Annotated in this window: 23 protein-coding genes and 1 riboswitch; of the genes, 20 read left to right on the forward strand and 3 right to left on the reverse strand. The window is 67.0% G+C overall.

The window, feature by feature from the left end; translation table 11 throughout:
• Positions 1-67: 67 nt before the first annotated feature.
• From ettA to ASD55_RS04430, 3 genes are all read right to left on the reverse strand, one after another.
• The gene (gene ettA / locus ASD55_RS04420) at positions 68-1,735 is read right to left on the reverse strand and encodes an energy-dependent translational throttle protein EttA (RefSeq protein WP_056717481.1); all 1,668 of its coding nucleotides are present in this window, start codon (positions 1,733-1,735) and stop codon (positions 68-70) included.
• Positions 1,736-1,879: 144 nt separating this feature from the next.
• The gene (locus tag ASD55_RS04425) at positions 1,880-2,488 is read right to left on the reverse strand and encodes a TetR family transcriptional regulator (protein ID WP_056763980.1); all 609 of its coding nucleotides are present in this window, start codon (positions 2,486-2,488) and stop codon (positions 1,880-1,882) included.
• The gene (locus ASD55_RS04430; protein WP_056763982.1) at positions 2,485-3,381 is read right to left on the reverse strand and encodes an NAD(P)H-binding protein; all 897 of its coding nucleotides are present in this window, start codon (positions 3,379-3,381) and stop codon (positions 2,485-2,487) included. The genes ASD55_RS04425 and ASD55_RS04430 overlap by 4 nt, the downstream gene beginning before the upstream one ends.
• A gap of 271 nt (positions 3,382-3,652) precedes the next feature.
• On the opposite strand from ASD55_RS04430, the gene glyA reads away from it, so the two are divergent.
• The 20 genes from glyA to ASD55_RS04530 all read left to right on the forward strand — a co-directional run bounded on the left by glyA (position 3,653) and on the right by ASD55_RS04530 (position 22,969).
• Positions 3,653-4,906, forward strand: a complete 1,254-nt coding sequence (gene glyA / locus ASD55_RS04435; protein ID WP_056717484.1) for a serine hydroxymethyltransferase — start codon at positions 3,653-3,655, stop codon at positions 4,904-4,906.
• 9 nt (positions 4,907-4,915) lie between these two features.
• A complete protein-coding gene (locus ASD55_RS04440) occupies positions 4,916-5,614 on the forward strand; it encodes a CTP synthase (RefSeq protein WP_056763983.1) in 699 nt (232 codons plus the stop codon).
• A gap of 2 nt (positions 5,615-5,616) precedes the next feature.
• A complete protein-coding gene (gene nrdR, locus ASD55_RS04445; protein WP_056763985.1) occupies positions 5,617-6,123 on the forward strand; it encodes a transcriptional regulator NrdR in 507 nt (168 codons plus the stop codon).
• Positions 6,124-6,160: 37 nt separating this feature from the next.
• Positions 6,161-7,222 carry a bifunctional diaminohydroxyphosphoribosylaminopyrimidine deaminase/5-amino-6-(5-phosphoribosylamino)uracil reductase RibD gene (gene ribD, locus ASD55_RS04450; RefSeq protein WP_056763987.1) on the forward strand — a complete coding sequence of 354 codons (1,062 nt, stop codon included), beginning with the start codon at positions 6,161-6,163 and terminating at the stop codon, positions 7,220-7,222.
• 134 nt (positions 7,223-7,356) lie between these two features.
• Positions 7,357-7,525, forward strand: a riboswitch (FMN riboswitch).
• 131 nt (positions 7,526-7,656) lie between these two features.
• Entirely contained in the window at positions 7,657-8,298 is a 642-nt protein-coding gene (locus tag ASD55_RS04455) for a riboflavin synthase (RefSeq protein ID WP_056763988.1), read from the forward strand.
• 135 nt (positions 8,299-8,433) lie between these two features.
• Entirely contained in the window at positions 8,434-9,525 is a 1,092-nt protein-coding gene (gene ribBA / locus ASD55_RS04460; RefSeq protein ID WP_056763990.1) for a bifunctional 3,4-dihydroxy-2-butanone-4-phosphate synthase/GTP cyclohydrolase II, read from the forward strand.
• A gap of 75 nt (positions 9,526-9,600) precedes the next feature.
• Complete coding sequence (ldcA, locus tag ASD55_RS04465) at positions 9,601-10,530, forward strand: muramoyltetrapeptide carboxypeptidase (protein WP_056763991.1); 930 nt, start codon at positions 9,601-9,603, stop codon at positions 10,528-10,530.
• A 189-nt stretch (positions 10,531-10,719) separates the two neighbouring features.
• A complete protein-coding gene (ribE, locus tag ASD55_RS04470; RefSeq protein WP_056717491.1) occupies positions 10,720-11,184 on the forward strand; it encodes a 6,7-dimethyl-8-ribityllumazine synthase in 465 nt (154 codons plus the stop codon).
• On the forward strand, positions 11,181-11,624 hold the full coding sequence (gene nusB / locus ASD55_RS04475; RefSeq protein ID WP_056763993.1) for a transcription antitermination factor NusB: 444 nt from the start codon (positions 11,181-11,183) through the stop codon (positions 11,622-11,624). Before ribE ends, nusB begins: the two co-directional genes overlap by 4 nt.
• A 20-nt stretch (positions 11,625-11,644) precedes the next feature.
• Positions 11,645-12,613: a thiamine-phosphate kinase gene (thiL, locus tag ASD55_RS04480; protein WP_056717493.1), complete on the forward strand. Its 969-nt coding sequence runs from the start codon at positions 11,645-11,647 to the stop codon at positions 12,611-12,613.
• Complete coding sequence (locus ASD55_RS04485; RefSeq protein WP_056763995.1) at positions 12,610-13,113, forward strand: phosphatidylglycerophosphatase A; 504 nt, start codon at positions 12,610-12,612, stop codon at positions 13,111-13,113. Before thiL ends, ASD55_RS04485 begins: the two co-directional genes overlap by 4 nt.
• Positions 13,114-13,462: 349 nt before the next feature.
• On the forward strand, positions 13,463-14,437 hold the full coding sequence (locus ASD55_RS04490) for an aldo/keto reductase (protein ID WP_056763997.1): 975 nt from the start codon (positions 13,463-13,465) through the stop codon (positions 14,435-14,437).
• Positions 14,438-14,548: 111 nt separating this feature from the next.
• Complete coding sequence (locus ASD55_RS04495) at positions 14,549-14,728, forward strand: hemin uptake protein HemP (protein ID WP_200946078.1); 180 nt, start codon at positions 14,549-14,551, stop codon at positions 14,726-14,728.
• 99 nt (positions 14,729-14,827) lie between these two features.
• Complete coding sequence (locus tag ASD55_RS04500; protein ID WP_056764000.1) at positions 14,828-15,409, forward strand: hypothetical protein; 582 nt, start codon at positions 14,828-14,830, stop codon at positions 15,407-15,409.
• 185 nt (positions 15,410-15,594) lie between these two features.
• The gene (locus ASD55_RS04505) at positions 15,595-16,866 is read left to right on the forward strand and encodes an efflux RND transporter periplasmic adaptor subunit (RefSeq protein WP_056717538.1); all 1,272 of its coding nucleotides are present in this window, start codon (positions 15,595-15,597) and stop codon (positions 16,864-16,866) included.
• A 64-nt stretch (positions 16,867-16,930) separates the two neighbouring features.
• The gene (locus ASD55_RS04510; RefSeq protein ID WP_056764002.1) at positions 16,931-17,650 is read left to right on the forward strand and encodes an ABC transporter ATP-binding protein; all 720 of its coding nucleotides are present in this window, start codon (positions 16,931-16,933) and stop codon (positions 17,648-17,650) included.
• A gap of 107 nt (positions 17,651-17,757) precedes the next feature.
• Positions 17,758-19,071 (forward strand): ABC transporter permease, encoded by a 1,314-nt coding sequence (locus ASD55_RS04515; protein ID WP_056764003.1) that lies wholly within the window; start codon positions 17,758-17,760, stop codon positions 19,069-19,071.
• A gap of 16 nt (positions 19,072-19,087) precedes the next feature.
• Positions 19,088-20,320, forward strand: coding sequence for an FtsX-like permease family protein (locus ASD55_RS04520; protein ID WP_056764005.1), 1,233 nt, complete (start codon positions 19,088-19,090; stop codon positions 20,318-20,320).
• A gap of 55 nt (positions 20,321-20,375) precedes the next feature.
• Positions 20,376-21,698: an ABC transporter permease gene (locus ASD55_RS04525; RefSeq protein ID WP_056764483.1), complete on the forward strand. Its 1,323-nt coding sequence runs from the start codon at positions 20,376-20,378 to the stop codon at positions 21,696-21,698.
• A gap of 11 nt (positions 21,699-21,709) precedes the next feature.
• Positions 21,710-22,969: an ABC transporter permease gene (locus ASD55_RS04530; protein WP_056764006.1), complete on the forward strand. Its 1,260-nt coding sequence runs from the start codon at positions 21,710-21,712 to the stop codon at positions 22,967-22,969.
• Positions 22,970-23,059: the final 90 nt, after the last annotated feature.

Below are 23,059 nucleotides of genomic sequence, written 5' to 3' on the forward strand. Positions count from 1 at the left end.
TTCGACATCCGGCGGGTTCGCGATTTTCCGACAGGCGGGCGAGGGTGCCGCCAGTTCAGGCAGGCGATCAGGCCAGCTTCTTGTACTTCACCCGGTGCGGCCGCGCGCCTTCGTCGCCGAGGCGGCGCTTCTTGTCGGCTTCGTACTCGTTGTAGTTGCCGGGGAAGAACTCGACGTGCGAGTCGCCTTCGAACGCGATGATGTGGGTGGCGATGCGGTCGAGGAACCAGCGGTCATGCGAGATCACGATCGCGCTGCCGGGGAATTCCAGCAACGCGTCTTCCAGCGCGCGCAGGGTTTCCACGTCCAGGTCGTTGGACGGTTCGTCGAGCAGCAGCACGTTGCCGCCCTGCAGCAGGGTCTTGGCCATGTGCAGGCGGCCGCGCTCGCCGCCGGACAGGCTGCCGACGATCTTCTGCTGGTCGGTGCCCTTGAAGTTGAAGCGGCCGATGTAGGCGCGCGACTGGATCTCGAAATTGCCGATGGTGAGAATGTCCGAACCGCCGGACACTTCCTGCCACACGTTGTTCTTCGGATCGAGCGCGTCGCGCGACTGGTCGACGTAGGCCAGCTTGGTGGTGTGGCCCAGCTTCACTTCGCCCGTGTCCGGCGTCTCCTTGCCCATGATCATCTTCATCAGGGTGGACTTGCCGGCGCCGTTCGGGCCGATCACGCCGATGATCGCGCCCGGCGGCACCTTGAACGACAGGTCCTCGATCAGCACGCGGTCGCCGAACGACTTGGTGACGTTCTTGAACTCGATCACTTCCTGGCCCAGGCGCTCGCCCGGCGGGATGAAGATTTCATTGGTTTCGTTGCGGCGCTGGTAGTCGACCGAGTTCAGCTCCTCGAAGCGGGCCAGGCGAGCCTTGCCCTTGGACTGGCGGCCCTTGGCGGCCGAACGCACCCACTCCAGCTCCTTCGCGATCGCCTTCTGGCGCGACTTTTCCTGGTTTGCTTCCTGCTTCAGGCGGGCGTCCTTCTGCTCCAGCCACTCGGTGTAGTTGCCCTTCCACGGGATGCCGCGGCCGCGGTCGAGTTCGAGGATCCACTCGGCGGCGTTGTCGAGGAAGTAGCGGTCATGGGTGACCGCCACGACGGTGCCTGGATAGTCGTGCAGGAATTTTTCCAGCCAGTCGACCGACTCGGCGTCCAGATGGTTGGTCGGTTCGTCCAGCAGCAGCATGTCCGGCTTGGACAGCAGCAGGCGGCACAGCGCCACGCGGCGCTTCTCGCCGCCGGACAGCGGGCCGATGACGGCGTCCCAAGCGGGCAGGCGCAGCGCGTCGGCGGCCACTTCGAGCTGGCGTTCCAGCGCGTGCGCGTCGTTGGCGGCCAGCAGGTTTTCCAGCTGTTCCTGTTCCTTGGCCAGCTTGTCGAAATCCGCGCCGTCCTCGGCGTAGGCGGCGTAGACCTCTTCCAATCGCTTCTGCGCGTCGAGGATCACGGAGACGCCTTCCTCGACCACTTCACGCACGGTCTTCTCGGGATTCAGGTCCGGCTCCTGCGCCAGATAGCCGATCTTGGTGCCCGGCTGCGCGCGCGCTTCGCCCTGAAAATCGGTATCCACGCCGGCCATGATCTTCAGCACGGTGGACTTGCCCGCGCCGTTGACGCCGAGCAGGCCGATCTTCGCGCCGGGGAAGAAGCTGAGCGAGATGTCCTTGATGATCTGCCGCTTCGGCGGAACGATCTTGCTGACACCGTTCATGGTGTAGATGTACTGCGAGCTCATGCAACCTCCGAAAGCGGGCACCACGCCGCCGACAGGCGGGCGCGGAAAGGGAATTCACCAAACCGCGCATTATAGGCGAGGAGGGGTCAGAGTGCCTTTTCGTCAGGACGAAAAGGCACTCTGACCCCGCTCAGGCCTACCCGGCTATTTGCGCCGTCGTGGCGGAGCGGGCGCCGGGGCCAGGCCGGACAGCAGCAGGTCGAGCAGTTGGGCGAACGCCGCGTCCTCGCCGGGTTGACCCCAGAGGTGGGAAAGCCCCGGGTAGTGGAAGCGCGCCGTGGCATCGAACAGGGCTCGTGCGGTGGCGGCGGGATCGAGCTGGCGGAAATCGCCACTGGCCACGCCGGCGGCAAGGATCGAGGCGATCTGCTGCTGCATGCGTCCCTTGTGCTCGGCGATGGCCTCGCCCGCTTCCGCCGCCAGCGCGCTGTAGGTGGCGAACAGCTCGGGGTCGCCCAGCACGTTGTCACGCTTGGCCTGGCGCAGGGTGGAGAACCACTGGCGCAGGCGCGCCGGCGGCGGCGTGCGGCTGTTGGCGATCGCCTGCAACGGCGCCATCGACCGCGCCAGCCAGCCGCGCAGGACCGCCTCGCGCAGCGCCGCCTTGCTGGCGAAATGGCGGTACACGCTGCCGTGGCTGACCCCGAGCGCCTGCGCCACGTCGACCACGGTCGCCTTGCCGGGGCCATAGCGGCGCAGGACGTCCTCGGCGGCAGCGAGGATGCGTTCGGGGGTGAGGACGGAGTCGTTCATGCCGCCGATTCAAGCACATCGAGCGTGGCGCAGACGAGTTCGTCCGCCACGTAACCCAGCGGGATGCGGCCGCACACGTGTTCCGTCGAGCGCTTCTCGAAACCGATCCAGCCGCTGTTGAAGCCGTCCAGCATGGCGATGCGCGGTGCGGTGCGATCGGCCGGCATGCCTTCGTCCACGAAGCGCGCCGCCCATTGCTCGCGCGGTATCGCGATCGTCTCCACGTCGTGCTCCAGCACGGCGGCCAGCGACTGCGCCATGTCGAGCGGGCTGTAGCGTCGCGGACCCTCCACCTCGATCACCCGGCGACCGAACCAGGTTTCCTCGAGCGTGTTGGCGACGGTGCGGCCCACGTCGTCGGTGGAGACCATCGGTATCGGGCGGTCGAGCGGCTGCAGGTGGCTGGCAAGCCGCCCCTCGAATTGCGCCAGCGGCACATCCCAGCGCAGGTTCTCCATGAACCAGGCGGCGCGCACGTGGGCGCGCGGCATCGGCAGCGCGTCCAGCGCCTGTTCCAGCAGGTGCAGCTGGGTGATCAGGCCCAGGTCGCGTTCCTGCTGGGCGCCGATCGACGACAGCGCCACGATCTTCGGCGGCTGTGCCTTGCGCAGGGCGGCGGTCAGCGTGTCGATCAGGGCGCGCGGTTCGGCGAAGTCCGCATCGGGAGCGAAGTTGGCCGGCAGCATCACGAACACGCCTTCGACGCCGGTGAAGGCCGCAGCCAGTGCCTTCGCGTCCGACCAGTCGGCGACGGCGATCTCGGCGCCGCGTGCGGCCCACGCCGCGCCCCTGCTTCTGTTGCGCACGATGGCGCGCACGCGCTCGCCGCGCTCCAGCAGGTACTTCGCGGCGGCGCTGCCGACCTGCCCGGTGATGCCCATGATGGCGTACATGTGATGTCCTCGAAGAAGGGAGGGAGGTGCCCAGCGGTGTCGGGCTGGCTGTCGGGCGCCGCCGCGAGTGCAGGGGATGGCCGTTGCCGGTTGGCGGGTCGGCCCGAGGGCTGCGTTCGACGCGTGCCGATGTTAGACAATTGACTGACAGATTTCAATATCTGTCAGTCAATTATTCAAACCACGCCTGCGCCGGGACGCCATCAGTGGCCGGAAACGCCCGTCGGGGCTACACTTTCGAACTTCCCCGCCCGCCACTCACGAGGTCAGAATGTTCCCCAAGGACTGCACGATTGCCGGTTACGACGACGAACTGGCCAAGGCCATCGCCGATGAAGGCCGCCGCCAGGAAGATCATGTCGAGCTGATCGCCTCGGAGAACTACGCCAGCCCGCGAGTGATGGAAGCGCAGGGTTCCAAGCTGACCAACAAGTACGCCGAGGGTTACCCGGGCAAGCGCTACTACGGCGGCTGCGAGTACGTGGACGTGGCCGAGAAGCTGGCGATCGACCGGCTGAAGCAGCTGTTCGACTGCGACTACGCCAACGTGCAGCCGCATTCCGGCTCGCAGGCGAACCAGGCGGTGTACCTGGCGCTGCTGCAGCCGGGCGACACGATTCTCGGCATGTCGCTCGCCCATGGCGGCCATCTCACCCATGGCGCCAAGGTCAACATCAGCGGCAAGCTGTTCAACGCGGTGCAGTACGGTGTCGATGAAAATGGCCTGATCGACTACGACGAAGTGCAGCGCCTCGCCACCGAGCACCAGCCGAAGATGCTGGTCGGCGGCTTCAGCGCCTACTCGCAGGTGGTCGACTGGGCGCGCATGCGCCAGATCGCCGATTCGGTCGGCGCGCTGTTCTTCGTCGACATGGCCCACGTCGCCGGCCTGGTCGCCGCCGGCGTGTACCCGAGCCCGCTGCCGCACGCGCACGTGGTCACCTCGACCACCCACAAGACCCTGCGCGGTCCGCGCGGCGGCATCATCGTGAGCAAGGGCGCCGGCGAAGAGATCGAGAAGAAGCTGCAGTCGATCGTGTTCCCCGGCATCCAGGGCGGCCCGCTGATGCACGTGATCGCGGCCAAGGCGGTGGCGTTCAAGGAAGCGCTGGAGCCGGCGTTCAAGACTTACCAGGCCCAGGTGGTGAAGAACGCCAAGGCGATGGCGAAGACCTTCATCGAGCGCGGCTACAAGATCGTCTCCGGCGGCACCGAAAACCACCTGATGCTGGTCGACATGATCGGCAAGGAAGTCACCGGCAAGGCGGCCGAGGAAGCGCTGGGCAAGGCGCACATCACGGTCAACAAGAACGCCGTGCCGAACGATCCGCGCAAGCCCTTCGTCACCTCCGGCCTGCGCGTCGGCTCGCCCGCCGTCACCACCCGCGGCTACATGGAAGGGGACGTGATCGAACTGACGCAGTGGATCTGCGACGTGCTGGACGCGCCGGACGACGAGGCGGTGATCGCCCGCGTGCGTGAGGCGGTGACGGCGCAGTGCAAGAAGTTTCCGGTCTACGGCTGAGCCATCGGCATGCACGCGCTTCAGGTCGGGTTGATCGGTGACCACAACGATGAAGTGGTCGCCCATCGCGCCATTCCGGTGGCATTGGACATGGCGGCGGCCGCCTGCGGCGTGGCGGTCGAACCGATATGGGTACCGACCGAACAGGTCGGTGATGGCGCGTCGCTGGCGGAGTTCGATGGACTCTGGTGTGTGCCAGCCAGTCCGTACCGCAGCATGGACGGCGCGCTCGCGGCGATCCGGGTGGCGCGCGAGCGACATGTTCCGTTCCTGGGCACCTGCGGCGGTTTCCAGCACGCCATGATCGAATATGCGCGCAACGTACTCGGCTGGGCCGACGCCGAGCATGCCGAGACGGCGCCGCAGGCCCGGCGCCAGGTCATCGTGCCGCTGCTGTGCTCGCTGGTCGAGGTGACCGATGCCGTGCACCTGGTCGAGGGCTCCCGGCTGGCGCGGTCCTATGGCGTCAATGAGATTACCGAGGGCTATCACTGCAGCTACGGCTTGAGTCCCGATTTGCGTGAGGCGCTTGCGGACGGTCCGTTGCGGGTCTGTGCCGTGGACGATGCGGACGAAGTACGCGGGGTCGAACTGGACGGCCATCCGTTCTTCGTCGCCACCCTGTTCCAGCACGAGCGAGGCGCCTTGCAGGGACGGTTGCCGCCCGCCGTGCGTGCTTTCGTGCAGACGATGGCCGACATTTACTGACCATGCACTGCCCCTTCTGCCAGCACGAAGACACCCGAGTGATCGATTCGCGACTTACCGAGGATGGCAGCACCGTGCGTCGTCGGCGCGAGTGCCCGCAGTGCGGCGAGCGCTTCAATACGTACGAAACCGCCGAGCTGAAATTGCCGACGATCGTGAAGAGCGGCGAGCGGCGCGAGACGTTCGACGAGCGCAAGCTGCGGGTGAGTTTCGAGCGTGCGCTGCAGAAGCGGCCGGTGGCCAGCCACGACGTGGATGCCGCGGTGCGCGCGATCATCAACGACCTGCGCCGCAGCGGCGAGCGCGAGGTGCCCTCGCGCCAGCTCGGCGAGCTGGTGATGCGCGAACTGAAGAATCTCGACCAGGTCGCCTACGTGCGCTTCGCCTCGGTCTATCGCAAGTTCGAGGACGTGCACGCGTTCCGCGAGGAGATCGAGAAGCTGGAACGCGACCTGCCGGGCCTGTCCGATCTGCAGTTGCCGCTGCTCGGCGGCGGCAAGCGCAAATAGCCGGCGCATGACGTTCTCGGCGTTGGATCATGTCCTCATGGCGCAGGCCCTGCGCCTGGCCGAGCGCGGTTTGTACACCACCCAGCCGAATCCACGCGTGGGTTGCGTGATCGCGCATGGCGACGAGGTGGTCGGTACGGGTTTCCATCAGCGCGCCGGTGAGCCACATGCTGAGGTATACGCGTTGCGCGAGGCCGCTGCGCGCGCACGTGGTGCTACGGCCTACGTCACGCTGGAGCCGTGCGCGCATCACGGCCGTACACCGCCATGCGCGGAGGCGCTGGTTGCCGCCGGCGTGGCGCGCGTCGTGGTCGCGGCGGAGGATCCGTTTCCGCAAGTCGACGGCCGCGGCATCGAAAAGTTGCGCGCCGCCGGGATCATCGTCGACACCGGCCTGATGCGCGATGCGGCGCGCGAACTCAACGTCGGTTTCTTCAGCCGGATCGAACGCAGCCGTCCGTTCGTGCGGGTGAAGCTGGCGATGAGTCTGGACGGCCGTACCGCGCTGGCCAGCGGCGAGTCGAAATGGATCACCGGCGAGGCCGCCCGTGCCGACGTACAGCGCTGGCGTGCGCGCAGCTCGGCCATTCTCACCGGCAGCGGCACCGTGCTGGCCGACGATCCGCGGTTGACCGTACGCCTGCCGGACGACGAGCCGTTCATGCCGCCGCTGCGCGTGGTGCTCGATCGCCAGTTGCGCACGCCGGCCGGCAGCCACATGCTCGACGGCTCGACGCCGACCCTCGTATTGCATGGCACCGCGGCATCGTGCGCGGATGATCGCTTCGCCCGGGTCGAGCGCATGGCTGTGGCGACGCGGGATGGGATGATCGACCTGCACACCGTGCTGGGCTTGCTGGCTGGCAGCGGTTGCAACGAAGTGCATGTCGAGGCTGGTCCGACCCTGTGCGGCGCGCTGCTCACCGCCGGGCTGGTCGACGAACTGCTGTTGTACATCGCACCCTTGCTGCTGGGCGACAGCGCCCGGCCGCTGTTGCAACTGCCCACCATTGCCGACATGGCGCGACGCTGGCAGCTCAAGGTGCAGGATCAGCGCCAGCTGGGCGCGGACTGGCGGTTGCGGCTGCGTCCCACCTGACCGGCGCCGGTTTGTCTGCAGCAACCGGTTTTTCGTCGTGCGCGCCCGCGAACGGTGCATTCCACCCGGCAGCGTATGGCCCGCCGTCACCGCGGTGCTAGAATTCGCCGTCGGCCTCGGCCGGCAACCATGCACAGCGTCTTCAGGGCGGGGCGAAATTCCCCACCGGCGGTAGGTTCCTCGGAACGAGCCCGCGAGCGCTTCCGGCCAGGCCGGAAGGTCAGCAGATCCGGTCAGACTCCGGAGCCGACGGTTGGAAGCGGGCGACTGCTTCCTCACAGTCCGGATAAAGAGAAGACGGCACGACGCGCGCCCCTGCCGGTGCGCGTCTGGCCTGATGCCTTGTGGCGTACTCGCTTAACTTCATGCGGGATACGTTTCATGAAAGCCATTGCGTCCATGCGATCCACCGCCCTCCCGCCGGAGGCGCGCTGATGTTCACCGGCATCATCCAGACCGTGGGCCGCGTCGTGCGGCTCGAACCGCGCGGCGGCGACGTGCGCCTGCATGTCGACACCGCCGACCTCGACCTCGCCGATGTGCAGCTCGGCGATTCGATCGCCGTCTCCGGCGTCTGCCTCACCGCGATCACGCTGGAGCCGCGCGGCTTCAGTGCCGACGTCTCCAACGAGACCCTGTCGCTGACTTCGCTGGGCCAGCTGAAGGCCGGCGATCCGGTGAACCTGGAAAAGGCCTTGCGGCTGGCCGACCGCCTCGGCGGACATCTGGTGTCCGGCCACGTCGACGGGCTGGGCAAGGTGGTGTCGATCACCCCGGACGGCCGCTCGCAGCGCTGGACGTTCGAGGTGCCGGCGACGATCTCGCGCTACATCGCGGCCAAGGGTTCAGTCTGCATCGACGGCACCAGCCTCACCGTCAACGAAGTCGCCGGGTCACGATTTGGCGTCAACCTGATCCCGCACACGGTCGAGCACACCGCGTTCCACGCGCGCCGCGCCGGCGACGCGGTGAACATCGAGGTGGACGTGATCGCACGCTATGTCGAGCGGCTGCTGGCCAGCGGCGAGGCACCGCGGCTGGACGAAAATTTTCTGAAGCAACACGGTTTCGCCTGAAGACGAGAAGTGAGTGGAGAGGAGTGAGAAGTGAGAGAAAGCATCTCGATGCCGCGGCTCTCTCTCACCTCTCACTCCTCTTCACTCACTCCTTCATTTATCGCGATCAAATCAAACCTTCCCGGACCCCCCCCCATGCCCTTCAACACCATCCCCGAAATCCTCGAAGACATCCGCGCCGGTCGCATGGTGGTGATCCTCGACGACGAAGACCGCGAAAACGAGGGCGACCTGATCATGGCCGCGCAAATGGTGCGGCCCGAAGACATCAACTTCATGGTGCGCGAGGCGCGCGGACTGGTCTGCGTCACCCTGACCGAGCAGCGCACGCGCCAGCTGGGCCTGAAGCCGATGGTCAGCGACAACACCTCGTCCTACCACACCAACTTCACCGTCTCGATCGAGGCGGCCGAAGGCGTCACCACCGGCATCTCGGCGCATGACCGCGCGCGCACCATCCAGGTCGCGGTGAAGAACGACGCGAAGCCGCAGGACCTGGCCCAGCCCGGCCACATCTTCCCGCTCACCGCGCAACCCGGCGGCGTGCTGACCCGGGCCGGCCACACCGAGGCCGGTTGCGACCTGGCCGCGCTGGCCGGGCTGGAGCCGTCGGCGGTGCTGATCGAGATCCTGCACGAGGATGGTTCGATGGCACGCCGTCCCGAACTGGAAGTCTTTGCGGCCAAACATGGGTTGAAGATCGGCTCGATCGCCGACCTGATCCGCTACCGCCTGGAAACCGAGAAGACGGTGCAGCGGGTGCACGACGAAATGGTCGAGACCGAGTTCGGCATGTTCCGGCTGATCGCCTATCGCGACGTGATCCGCCGCGGCCTGCACTACGCGCTGGTGCGCGGCACCGTCGATGACGGCGCGCCGGTGCTGTCGCGCGTGCACGTGCGCAACACCTTGTCCGACGTGCTGCATCTCAAGCGCGACGACCTCGGCCTCACCGTGACCTCGGCCTTGCGCCGGATCGCCGACGAGGATCGCGGCGTACTGCTGGTGCTGTCCGGCGAGGACACGCCGGAGGCCTTGCTGGCAAGGTTGCAGCGCCAGCCCAGCACGCAGGCCCCGGAAGATGCGCAGCAGCAGGAGTGGCGCCAGCTGGGCCTGGGCGCGCAGATCATGGGCGATCTCGGCGTGCGCCGGCTGCGCGTGCTGGGCACGCCGCGCAAGCTGGTCGGCCTGGCCGGCTTCGACCTGGAAGTCGTCGAATACGTGTAGGAAAAGCGCCGAGCATTGCCACGCAATGCCCATGCCACGACCGCATAATCCAGCTTTCCGTCATCGACCATGCCCATGTCCGCAACCCGCATCCGCCTGATCGCCCCTTCCGGCTACCCGCACGATCGCGCCGCGATGACGCGTGGCGTGGAACGCCTGCAGGCCGCAGGTTGCACGGTGGACGGACTGGAAGTGCTCGATCGCACCGAGCAACGCTACGCAGGCAGCGACGCCGAGCGCGCTGCCGACCTCAATGCGCTGGCGACGCTGGACGTGCTGCCCGACATCGCGCTGGCGATCCGTGGCGGTTACGGCGCCACGCGTCTGCTGGCGGGGCTGGATTACGACGCGCTGCGCGAGCGCCTGCAGGGCAGCAACACCTTGCTGGTCGGCTACAGCGATTTCACCGCCGTGCAGCTGGCGCTGTACGCGCGCAGCGGGCTGTGCACGTTCAGCGGGCCGATGCTGGGCGCCGATTTCGGCGCGGCGACGCCCAGCGATTTCACCTGGCGGCATTTCTGGGACACCGTGCGTGCGCCCAGGGCGCAGCTCGAGTGGAACACGGCGCCCGACGCCGAACTCGACGTGGAGGGCCCGCTGTGGGGCGGCAACCTGGCGGTGCTGTGCAGCCTGGTCGGCACGCCATATTTCCCGGACATCGACGGCGGCATCCTGTTCGTCGAGGATGTTGGCGAGCCGCCGTTCCGCATCGAACGCCTGCTGTACCAGCTGCACCTGTCCGGGGTGCTGGGGCGACAACGGGCGCTGGTGCTGGGCGACTTCAGCCAGTGCCGTCCCAGCGGCTACGACAACGGTTACGGCCTGGCCGAAAGTTTCGAACAGATCCGCCGGGCCAGCGGCGTGGCCGTGATCGGAGGCCTGCCGACCGGCCACGAGCCGGACAAATTCACCTTGCCCTTTGGCGCGGCGGCGCGGTTGCGCGTCTCGGGCGGCAAGGCCCGGCTCAACTTCGGCGGCTATCCGCATCTGCCGCCCGGCGTCTGAGCGCTTTGCTCCTCCCCCTGCATGCAGGGGGAGGTTGGGAGGGGGTAAGGCTTTTGACATTCAGATCAAGAGCGGACCCCACCCCAACCCCCTGCGCAGCAGGGGAGGGAGCCAAACGGGCAGGATCGTCGGCAAACCCGTAAAATGCCCGGTCTGCCTGGGCCGCGCGTCCAACCAAGGAAATCTGCAATGAAGATCATCGAAGGCGATTTCGCCACGCCCAAGGGCCGTTTCGCCATCGTCGCCGGCCGTTTCAACGGCTTCGTGGTGGAACCACTGGTGGCCGGCGCCCGTGATGCGCTGGTGCGCCACGGCGTCAAGGACGATGCGATCGACCTGATCCGCGTGCCGGGCGCGTGGGAAATCGCGCTGGCCGCGCACAAGCTGGCCAACTCCGGCAAGTACGCGGCGGTGATCGCGCTGGGCGCGGTGATCCGCGGTTCCACTCCGCACTTCGACTATGTCGCCGGCGAATGCGCCAAGGGCCTGGCCCAGGCCGCGTACAGCTCCGGGGTGCCGGTGGCGTTCGGCGTGCTGACCACCGACAGCATCGAGCAGGCGATCGAGCGCTCGGGCACCAAGGCCGGCAACAAGGGCGCCGACGCCGCGATCGCCGCGCTGGAGATGGTCAACCTGTACGGGAACCTCGGATGAACCAGGGCATCGACATGCAGGCGCGCTCGCGCGCCCGCCGCCGCGCGCTTCAGGCGTTGTACGCGTGGCAGCTCAGCGGCAGCCACATGAATGCGGTGATCGACCAGTTCCGCCACGAGCAGGACATGGAAGTGGCCGACCTGGAGTATTTCGAGGACTTGCTGCACGGCGTGGAGAAGAACGTCGACGCGCTCGACGAAGTCCTGCGGCCGCACATCGACCGCGAGGTGGCCCAGGTCGATCCGATCGAGCGCGCGGCCCTGCGCCTGGCCGCGTATGAACTGAAGTTCCGCCCCGACGTGCCATACCGGGTGGTCATCAACGAGGCGATCGAGGTGACCAAGCGCTTCGGTGCCGACCACGGCCACAGCTACGTCAACGGCGTGCTGGACAAGCTGGCCGGCGAGTTGCGCGTGGTCGAGAAGCAGCACGGCCGCTGACCACCGACCGGGGCCGGCCGATGGAATTCCGACTGATCGAACGCATCCGCGAACTCACCGCCCAGGCGCGTGACGACGTGCAGCTGGGCATCGGCGACGACGCCGCGCTGCTGCTGCCGCCGGTCGGACAGCATCTGGCGGTCGCGCTGGACACCCTGGTCGAGGGCGTGCATTTCCCCCGCGGCACGGCTGCCGCCGACATCGGCTGGAAGGCGCTGGCGGTGAATCTTTCCGACCTTGCCGCGATGGGTGCCAGCCCGGCGTGGGCCTTGCTGGGGCTGACCCTGCCCAAGGCGGATGCCGACTTCGTCGAAGGTTTTGCCGAAGGCTTCGGCAAACTGGCCAGGCCGCATCGACTCGCCTTGGTCGGCGGCGACACGACGCGCGGTCCGCTGGCGATCAGCGTAACCGTGCATGGCTTCGTGCCGCCGGGCAAGGCATTGATCCGGGGTGGCGCGCGCGTCGGCGACGCGGTGCTGGTGACCGGCACGCTGGGCGATGCCGCGGCGGGTTTGCAGGCGCTGCAGCAACCGCTGTCCGATGACGACACCCGCGCCGGCCTGCGTGCCTTCCTGATCGAACGGCTCAACCGACCCACACCACGCCTGTCCGCCGGCGTCGCCCTGCGCGGCCAAGCCAGCGCCTGCGTCGACGTCTCCGACGGCCTGGTCGCCGACCTCGGCCACATCTGCAACAGTAGCGGCGTAGCCGCGGAAATCGACGCGGCACTGCTGCCGCGATCCTCGGCACTGATGGCGCTGTACGACGAAGCGGCTGCGCTGCAGTGCGCGCTGGGCGGCGGCGACGATTACGAACTCTGCTTCACCGTGCCGGCGGCACGGGTGGCCGACGTGCAGGCCGACCTGTCACGGCTGGGCTGTGGCGCGACCCGGATCGGGCGCATCGTCGAAGGCGCCGGCGTGCGCGTGCGCGGCCTCGATGGCGAGTGGATGAACACGGATCGGCCCGGCTGGGAGCATTTCGCGTGAGCGCAAAGAAGACCTTGAGCGCCGAGCAACGTCGCGCCTTGCTGGCCACGCCCGCCGGCTGGCTGGCCTCCGGTTTCGGCTCGGGCCTGGCGCCGGTGGCGCAAGGCACGTTCGGCTCGCTGGCCGCACTGCTGCCGTGGTTGTGGTTGCGCGAACTGTCGCTGCCGATCTACGTGGTGATCCTGCTGGCGGGTTTCGCGCTCGGCGTATGGGCATGCACCGCGGCTGGCCGCGCGCTCGGCGTCGACGATCACCGCAGCCTGGTCTGGGACGAATTCATCGGCCAGTGGATCGCGCTGTTGCCGTTGCTGGTGCTGCCTGCACCGTGGTGGTGGATCATCATCGGCTTCGCCCTGTTCCGCCTGTTCGACGTGTGGAAACCCTGGCCGATCCGCTGGCTGGACCGCCGCGTGAAAGGCGGCTTCGGCGTGATGATCGACGACGTGATCGCCGGCGTGTTTGCGGCCATTGTGCTGGCGCTGGCCATCCGCTTCCTGTAGGACGGGCGCTGGGGCCGCGGCCACGTTTCCATACGAAAGCGGCGCCCTTTCCGCGCCGCCGCAGGGCGTTCCGAGGCCGAATGTCATTCCGCAGGCGCGGCTTCGACTTCCTCGCTCCCCAAAGCTGCGACCATCCTTGGTCGCTCTCCACGTGCGCACCTGCAACGCTACGCTCAGCCCGAACGGGGTTCGGGTTCACGCCCGTGATGCGCGATCCGCCGCACCCCGATCTCCTTGGGCATAGCCGCGCGGCGGCGGAGTGGAAGGGACCGTTGTCGCCGCGCGGCGAGCAACCGCCCGTCACGTGCCCAAGGCGTAGACTTTCAGTTCCCCGTTCAGGAGTTCTCCCATGCAATACCGCCGCCTCGGTACGTCCGGCCTGCAACTTTCCGCGCTGTCGTTCGGCGCCTGGGTCACCTTCGGCAAGCAGGTGGGGCGCGGGGAGGCGCGCGAGCTGCTGGCGCTGGCGCACGATCGCGGGGTGAATTTCTTCGACAACGCGGAGACCTACAACAACGGCGTGGCCGAGCAGGTGATGGGCGACGTGCTGGCTGACCTGCGCTTTCCACGCGATAGTTACTGCGTGTCCAGCAAGGTGTTCTTCGGCGCGGTGGACAAGCCGCTGCCGACCCAGCGCGGGCTGTCGCGCAAGCACGTGATGGAAGCCTGCACGCAGGCGCTGCAGCGCTTGCGCGTGGATTACCTGGATCTGTACTTCTGCCATCGCCCCGATCCGGATACGCCGATCGCCGAGACGGTGATGGCGATGGACACGCTGGTGCGCCAGGGCAAGGTGCTGTATTGGGGCACCAGCGAATGGCCGGCCGAGGCGATCCACGAGGCGCACCGGATCGCCCGCGAGAACCACCTGTACGCTCCGGTGATGGAGCAGCCGCAATACAACCTGCTGCACCGCGAGCGGGTGGAACAGGAGTACGCGCCGCTGTACGCGGCGTACGGCATGGGCACCACGATCTGGTCGCCGCTGGGCTCGGGCCTGCTCAGCGGCAAGTACAACGATGGCGTGCCGGCGGACTCGCGCCTGGCGCAGCCGGATTACGCGTGGTTGCGCGAAAGCGTGCTGGGCAAGGGTGACGATCGGCTGCGCAAGGTGCGCGCCCTGCAGCCGATCGCCGATGAGCTGGGTGGCAGCCTGGCGCAACTGTCGATCGCCTGGTGCCTGCTCAATCCGCATGTGTCCACGGTGATGCTGGGCGCGAGCCGGCGTGAGCAGCTGGAACAGAATCTGGGCGCGCTGGAAGTGTTGCCGAAGCTGGACGCAACGCTGGCGCAGCGGATCAGGACGATCGTCGAAGCCGCCTGAGTGCACGCGGGCGGGCAGGGCGGTTGACAGGCTAATGAGAATCATTATCATTAAAGCCGTCACTCTTCTTTCGTGGATCTGCCCATGTCCGTCCTGTCACCGAGCCACTCCATGCCGTCCCGGTCGATCCAGCGGCCGGTGCTGGCGTTGCCCGCCACGTCGCCGGTGGCTGCGCGACGCGTTTCCAGCCACACGCTGCTGGAAGGCGAGCGCGAGCTGGTGATCCAGCACCAGGGCAGCGAGTACCACCTGCGCCTCACCCGCAACGACAAGCTGATCCTGACCAAATAGCCCTGCGTCGTCCGCGTCCGGGTGAGCGGCGCATATCTCCCAGCCTCAGCCAGCGCGTCGCTTGCGGCGCCCGCCGGGCCATTCCGCCCGAGGTGATCGATGTTCGTTCCGCCAGTCCATCGGCTGCAGGATCTGCGGCGGGCCAGGCCGGCCCCGGCCATCCATTGGCGCTGCCTGCGCACGATGCCGGCGCAGCTGGTCGAGCGCCTGCCCGAGCTGGGCAGCGTGCTCTACGTGCCGATGCGGCCCGACGGCACGCTGCTGCGCGAATGGCCCCGCGGCCTGCTGGTCGACATGATGCAGCTGGCGCCGCTGCTGCAGACCCGCAGCCTGGCCGCCGCCGGCACGATCACCAGCGAAGGTCCGCGCGAGTGGATCGAATGCCTGGATCGCGAAGGCCGCGGTTGTGCCCGCCTGCATCTGTTGCCGGACACCGACTACCTGGCGTGGGATCGATTGCTCGATCACGGCCGGGCGGTGCCGGGAACTCGACCTTCGCGCCGGCTGCGCCAGCCGCGTCCGGTGTACGCGAAGGTGCTGCGCTTCCACGCCCGCAGGCTGGGCGGCCTCGTCGTGCTGGGCGCCGAACCGTGCCTGCCGATCTCGCCGCTGGGCCGGCAAGTCGCCGGCCAGATCGCACAAGCCGAGGCAGTGCCGCTGCAACTGGCCAACAGCGACTAGCTCCCGAAAGCCGCGGGTCCCGCATGTTCGTCCGACCGTCCGTCGAGTGTCCGCGGACACCGGAGACGGCCGCGCGGTGTTGCGGAAGTCATTGAAGAACTTCGAATATTTCTGCATGCCGATGGTGGCACGCGGATTGCATCGACCTGCCTGCAACCGCGCTGTCCGCGGTCAGGAACGGCATGATGATTCGCGACACTTCTGCGCAGGACAAACTGGTCCAGGTCAAATCCCATCCCAAACGCCGGCTGATCCTGGCGGGCGCCGGCGTGCTGGTGCTGGCCCTGCTGGCCTGGCTGGCGCCGGGGATCAGCCGGATGTTCTCGGCCTCCGCGTCGGTGAGCAGTTCGCGGCTGGCGTTCGCCACCGTCGAACGCGGCCCGTTCGTGCGCGACATCGCCGCCGAAGGCAAGGTGGTCGCGGCGGTCAGCCCGACCCTGTACGCCACTTCCGGTGGTGCGGTCACACTGAAGGTGCACGCCGGCGACACGGTAAAGATCGGCCAGGTGTTGGCGACCATCGTCAGCCCCGAGCTGACCAACAAGCTGGCGCAGGAACAGAGCAACGCCGACGCGATGGAAGTGGATTACCAGCGCGCGCAGATCGACGCGCGCAAGAAGCGCGGCGAACTGCAGAAGGCGTTCGACAACGGCAGGATCGACGAGCAGGCCGCCGAGCGCGATCTCGACCGCAACCAGAAAGCGTTCGCCAAGGGTGCCGTGCCGGGGATGGACGTGGACCGCGCCAAGGACGCGCTGCAGAAGGCGAAGATCACCCTGCAGCATGCGCAGGCGGACCTGGGCATGGACAACGCCAGCCTCAACTTCGACATCCAGTCGAAGAAGCTTGCGCACGAGCGCCAGCTGCTGCTGGTGAAGGATCTGCAGCGTCAGGTTGACGACCTCAACGTGAAGTCGCCGGTGGACGGCCAGGTCGGCCAGCTGTTCATCGCCGAGCGCGCCACCGTGGCGAAAGACGCCCAGCTGCTCAGCGTGATCGACCTGTCCGCGCTGCAGGTGGAGATGCAGGTGCCGGAAAGCTTTGCCCGCGACCTGGGCATCGGCATGGCCGGCGAGATCAGTGGCAACGGCCACACCTGGAAGGGCCTGGTCAGCGCGATCTCGCCCGAAGTGGTCAACGGCCAGGTCGCCGCGCGGCTGCGCTTCGAGGGCGAGACGCCGAAGCAGCTGCGCCAGAACCAGCGCCTGTCGGTACGCGTGCTGCTGGACAAGCGCGACAACGTGCTGACCGTGCAGCGTGGCTCCTTCGTCGACGAATCCGGCGGCAGCTACGCCTACCTGGTGCGCGACGGCATCGCCAAGAAAACCCCGATCCGCGTCGGTGCCTCCAGCATCGACAAGGTGGAGATCCTCGAAGGCCTGAAGGAAGGCGACCGCATCGTGATCTCCGGCACCGACAGCTTCAAGAGCGCGGCCACGGTCGCGATAAGCAACTAAAGACTTTCTCCCTCCCCTGCGTGCAGGGGAGGGCAAAACAACACCACCACCAAAGGACGTAACCATGCTGAAGATGACCCACCTGTCCAAGGTCTACCGCACCGAAGTGGTGGAGACCTATGCGCTGCGCGATTTCAACATCGACGTGAAGGAGGGCGAGTTTGTCGCCGTCACCGGTCCGTCCGGCTCGGGCAAGACCACCTTCCTGACCATCGCCGGCCTGCTGGAAACCTTCACCGGCGGCGAGTACCACCTCGACGGCATTGAGGTGAGCAACCTCAACGACAACGCCCGTTCGAAGATCCGCAACGAGAAGATCGGCTTCATCTTCCAGGCGTTCAACCTGATCCCCGACCTCAATGTGTTCGACAACATCGAGGTGCCGCTGCGCTACCGCGGCATGAAGGCGGCAGAGCGCAAGCAGCGGATCATGGAGTCGCTGGAGCGCGTCGGCCTCGCCTCGCGCGCCAAGCACTACCCGGCCGAACTCTCCGGCGGCCAGCAGCAGCGCGTGGCGATCGCCCGTGCGCTGGCCGGCTCGCCGCGCCTGCTGCTGGCCGACGAACCTACCGGCAACCTGGACACCCAGATGGCCCGCGGCGTGCTCGAACTGCTCGAGGAAATCCACCGCGACGGCGCCACCATCGTGATGGTCACGCACGACCCGGAGCTGGCCGCCCGTGCCCAGCGCAACGTGCACATCATCGACGGCCAGGTGGTCGAGTTGTCCGAGGACCCGCGCTTCCACAGCGTGCACGCGGCCGCCGACGGGGCGCATGGCTGAGAGACAGGAAATGGGGAGTTGGGAATAGGGAATCGTTGAGAGCAAATGCTCGCGAGGCCACCGCTTTCCCACTCCCGATTCCCCATCCCCCCATCCCGGAACTCGACATGTTCGCTTACTACCTTCAACTCGGCCTGCGCAGTTTGCGGCGCAACCCCATGCTCACGGCGCTGATGGTGATGGCAGTGGGTTTTGGGGTGGCCGCGTCGATGATCACCTGGTCGGTGTTCCGCGCGGTGTCGGGTGATCCGATCCCGGCCAAGTCCTCGCAGCTGTACACGGTGCTGATCGACAACCGCGGTCCGCAGTACAACGACAATGGCGAGCCGCCCGAGGCACTCACCTATACCGACGCCACCGCCTTGGTCGCGGCGCACAAGGCCACGCACCAGACACTGTTCTACAACGTGGCGCCGTCGGTGCTGCCCGAGGGCAACCAGAGCCTGCCGTTCATCGCCGACGGCTACGCCACCAACGCCGACTTCTTCAACATGTTCGACGTGCCGTTCGAGTACGGCGGCGCCTGGCATGCCGGCGACGACGATGGCCGCGCTGCCGTGGCGGTGATCAGCCACGAGCTCAACCAGCAGCTTTTCAACGGCGCCAACAGCGTGGGCCGAGAGATCACCATGGATCGGCACAGCTATCGCATCGTCGGGGTGACCGCGCACTGGGATCCGAAGCCGCGCTTCTACGACCTGTTCAGCAGCAATGCCTTCGGCGATCCGGTGCAGTTGTACCTGCCGTTCACCCGGGCGATCGATGTGGCGATGGACACCGCCGGGCGCAACAATTGCGGCAGCAATACGGATTTCGGTGTCGGCCGCGAAGCCTGGCTGCACGGCGAATGCGTGTGGATCCCGGTGTGGGTGGAACTGGCCGATCCGGCCGCCGCGAACAGCTACCGCGAATTCCTGACCCACTATGCTGCCGACCAGCAGCGTGCCGGCCGCTTCCACTGGGCGCCGAACGTGCGTCTGCGCGACGTCAATGACTGGCTCGACTACAAGCAGGTGGTGCCGCCGGAAAGCCGCATCTCGCTGATGGTGGCACTGGGCTTCTTCGCGATCTGCCTGGTCAACACCATCGGCCTGCTGCTGGCCAAGTTCATGCGCCGCGCTGCCGAGATCGGCGTGCGCCGCGCGCTGGGTGCGCCGCGGCGCGAGATCTACCACCAGTTCCTGATCGAGGCCGGCGCCGTGGGTCTGGCCGGTGGCGTGCTCGGCTTGCTGCTCACTGCACTGGGCATGTTCGGCGTCGGCCTGCTGTTCGAGCCGGAGATCGCCCGGCTTGCGCATCTCGACCTGTCGCTGGTGGCGATGACCCTGCTGGTGGCGATCGCGGCCACCGTGCTGGCCGCGTTCTATCCCACCTGGCGCGCCGCGCAGGTGCAGCCGGCGTGGCAGCTGAAATCCAACTGAGGAGGGCCAGACCATCATGCAGATCAAACCCATCCTCGCCGCGATGCGCCACCACAAGGCGGGCACCGTGCTGATCGCGCTGCAGATCGCGCTGACCCTGGCGATCGTCTGCAACGCGCTGTTCATCATCCAGCAGCGCATCACGCGGATGTCGCGTCCCAGCGGAGTGAGCGAGAACAACCTGTTCGTGATCCGCAGCGACTGGGCCGACAAGTCCGACACGCAGCGCATCGACGCGCAGATGCAGGCCGACCTGATCGCCCTGCGCCAGCTCGGCAGCGTGCAGGACGCCGCCTCGACCAACAGCTTCCCGCTGCGCGGCACCGGCTGGGACAATTTCATCAAACTGCAGCCCGACCAGGTCAAGATGACCACCGACTCGGCGATCTTCTTTTCCGATGAGCACACCCTGGCGACGCTGGGCACGCGCCTGATCGCGGGGCGCAATTTCACCGCCAGCGAAATCGCCGCGCAGAAACCCCGCGACGCGATGCACTCCGCCCAGGTGATCATCAGCAAGGACCTGGCGCAGCGGTTGTTCCCGCAGGGATCGGCGCTGGGCAAGACCATCTATGTGTCGATGGGCCAGGCGCCATCCACCATCATCGGCATCACCGACACCTTGCAGGCGCACATGACCGGCAGCTGGGCCGGGCCGTATGCGTACAACGCGGTGCTGATCCCTGCGCGCCTGTTGAATGACTACACCTACTACCTGGTGCGGGCGAAGCCCGGCCAGCTCGACGCCGCGATGCGTGACGCGCCGAAGGCGCTGTTCGCGCAGAGCCGCATGCGCATCATCGACCACAAGGATGGCGTGATGAGCTTCGCCCAGGTGCGCCAGCGGGCTTACGAACGTGACGTGGGCATGGCGATCCTGATGGGCATCATCAGCGTCGTGCTGCTGGCGATCACCGCCGCCGGCATCGTGGGCCTGACCAGCTTCTGGGTCGGCCAGCGGCGCAAGCAGATCGGCGTGCGTCGTGCGCTGGGCGCCACCCGCGGCGACATCCTCAGCTACTTCCTCACCGAAAACCTGCTGATCGGGATCGGCGGCGTGCTGGCGGGTGCGGTGCTGGCGATCGGCATCAACCTGTGGATGGTGACCCAGTTCGAAATGGCGCGGTTGTCGCTGGCCTATGTGGTGGCCGGGGTGGCGGCGCTGCTGGTGTTGGGCCAGGGCGCGGTGCTGGCACCAGCGCTGCGTGCTTCGCGCGTGTCGCCGGTGGAGGCGACACGGAGCGTGTGAGTTCTCATTTCATCCCTGCAGGGCAGGGGAGAAGACAAACCTCGGAGTGAACGGAATGCTTGCCTACTACCTCGAACTGGCCTTGCGCAGCCTGAAACGAAGTCCCGGCCTGACCGCGCTGATGGTGCTGGCGATCGGCTTCGGCGTGGCCGCGTCGATGACCACCTGGTCGGTGTTCCGCGCCGTGTCGGGCGATCCGATCCCGTGGAAGTCGTCGCAGCTGTTCGTGCCGCAGATCGACGCATGGGGGCCGAAGGGGCACCGCGGCGGCGACGACAACGAGCCGCAGGATGCGATGAACTACACCGACGCGATGGCGCTGATGCGCGACCACCGGGCCAAGCGGCAATCGGCGATGTACCAGATCTCGCCTTCGGTGGTGCCGGCGCAGGCCGGCAAGCATCCGCTCAACGTGGGCGGCCACGCCGTCTACAGCGAGTTCTTCCCGATGCTCGACGCGCCGTTCCTGTACGGCAGCGGCTGGGATGCGCAGGACGATGCGCAGCGCGCAGCGGTGGTGGTGATCAGCAGCAAGCTCAACGAAAAGCTGTTCGGCGCGGTCAACAGCGTGGGCAAGACGGTGAACATCGAAGGCAAGGACTACCGCGTGTCCGGCGTGCTGGACAACTGGAATCCACAGCCCCGCTTCTACGACGTGGTCAACACCGGCGGCTTCAGCGAGCAGGTCGAGGACGTGTTCATTCCCTTCGAGCGTGCCATCGCCGTGGGCATCCCCAACGACGGCAACACCAACTGCAGCGAAACGCCGAAGGAGTCGGGCTTCGTCGGCCTGCAGCAATCCAGCTGCATCTGGATCGCCTATATGGCCGAGCTGGAAGACGCTGCCGCGGTGACCGCCTATCGCCAGTATCTGGACGGCTATGCGCGTGCGCAGCAGACAGCCGGCCGGTTCACCTGGGCACCGAACAACAAGCTGCGCGACCTGCCGGCCTTCCTCGACCATGAGCAGGTCGTGCCCAGCGACACCAAGGTGTCGCTGCTGGTGGCGCTGGGCCTGCTGCTGGTCTGCCTGGTGAATACGGTGGGCCTGTTGCTGGCCAAGTTCCTGCGCCGCAGCGGCGAGATCGGCGTGCGTCGCGCGCTGGGTGCGCCACGCAAGGCGATCTATCTGCAGTTCCTCACCGAGGCTGGCGTGGTCGGCCTGACCGGTGGCGTGCTGGGCCTGCTGCTGACCGGTGTCGGCGTGGCCAGCGTGGGCATGGTGTTGCCCAAGAGCATTTCCGATCTGGCGCGGCTGGACCTGTCCCTGCTCGTCGTCACCCTGGTGGTCGCCGTGCTGGCCACCCTGCTGGCCGGGCTCTACCCCACGTTCCGTGCATCACGCGTGCAACCCGCGTGGCAACTGAAGAGCAATTGAGGATTATGCCCATGACCATGCATCCCATCCTCGCGGCACTGCGCAAGCACAAGGCCGGCGTGGTGTTGATCGCACTGCAGATCGCGCTGACGTTGGCGATCGTCTGCAACGCGGTGTTCATCATCGGCCAGCGCATCGAACGGGTGAACCGGCCGACCGGCCTGGACGAGAGCAACCTGATGCTGGTCAGCCAGCAATGGGTGGGCGCGCCGAGCGGCGACGACGCCGCCAGCGTGGAAAAGCTCGACAGCCTGCAACTGACCGACCTGGTCGCCCTGCGCGCGATGCCGGGCGTGGCGTCGGTGGCGCCGATCAACTCGCTGCCGTTGCTCAATTCGTCGTGGAACGGCGCGGTCGACCACAAGCCCGGGGACACCAACCAGGGCAGTTTCCATGGCACCCGCACCACCTACTACTTCAGCGACGATCAGGCGCTCTCCACCTTGGGCCTGCGCCTGGTGGCAGGGCGCAACTTCACCGCCGCCGACGTGGGGCACCAGGGCTTCCGCGACAACAGCGAGCCGTCAGTGGTGATCCTGACCAAGGCACTGGCCGACAAACTGTTCCCGAAGGGCGACGCGCTGGGCAAGGTGATCTATCTCAACGGGTCGACCAAACCCACCACCGTCGTTGGCATGGTCGAGCGCATGCAGGTACCCGGTACCGGCACCTGGACCAACAGCTTCGTGTGGAACGCGACGCTGGTGCCGACCCGTCTGGACGCGAACTTCTCGCGTTACGCGATACGTGCCAAACCCGGCCAGCTGGACGCGGTGATGCGCGCGGTGACGCCGGTGTTGTACAAGGTCAACCCCATGCGCGTGCTGGATGACGACAGCGTTCGCTCGTTCGCCCAGATCCGCGACAAGGCCTACCAGGCCGATCGCGGCATGGCGATCCTGATGGGCGTGGTCGCGCTGATCCTGCTGTGCGTCACCGCCGCCGGCATCGTCGGTCTCACCAGCTTCTGGGTGGGCCAGCGCCATCGGCAGATCGGCGTGCGGCGCGCGCTGGGAGCCCGCAAGATCGACATCCTGCACTACTTCCAGATCGAGAACCTGCTGATCGCCGGCACCGGCGTGGTGATCGGCGTGCTGCTGGCGCTGAGTCTGAACATGTGGCTGATGAGCCACTACGAGATGACCCGCATCCCGGTGCTGTACGTGCTGACCGGTGTGCTGGCGATGCTGGCGATCGGCCAGGCCGCGGTGTTCGTGCCGGCCCGCCGCGCGTCCAACGTGCCGCCGGTGGTGGCGACGCGGGCAGTGTGATCAACAAGGGGGAATGGGGAACAGGGAATCGGTAGAGCAACAGCCGCCCGCCTTGGCCTTTCCCATTCCCCATTCTCCATTCCCACTTCG

This window comes from Rhodanobacter sp. Root561 (assembly GCF_001427365.1).
In the GTDB taxonomy this organism is placed as follows: domain Bacteria; phylum Pseudomonadota; class Gammaproteobacteria; order Xanthomonadales; family Rhodanobacteraceae; genus Rhodanobacter.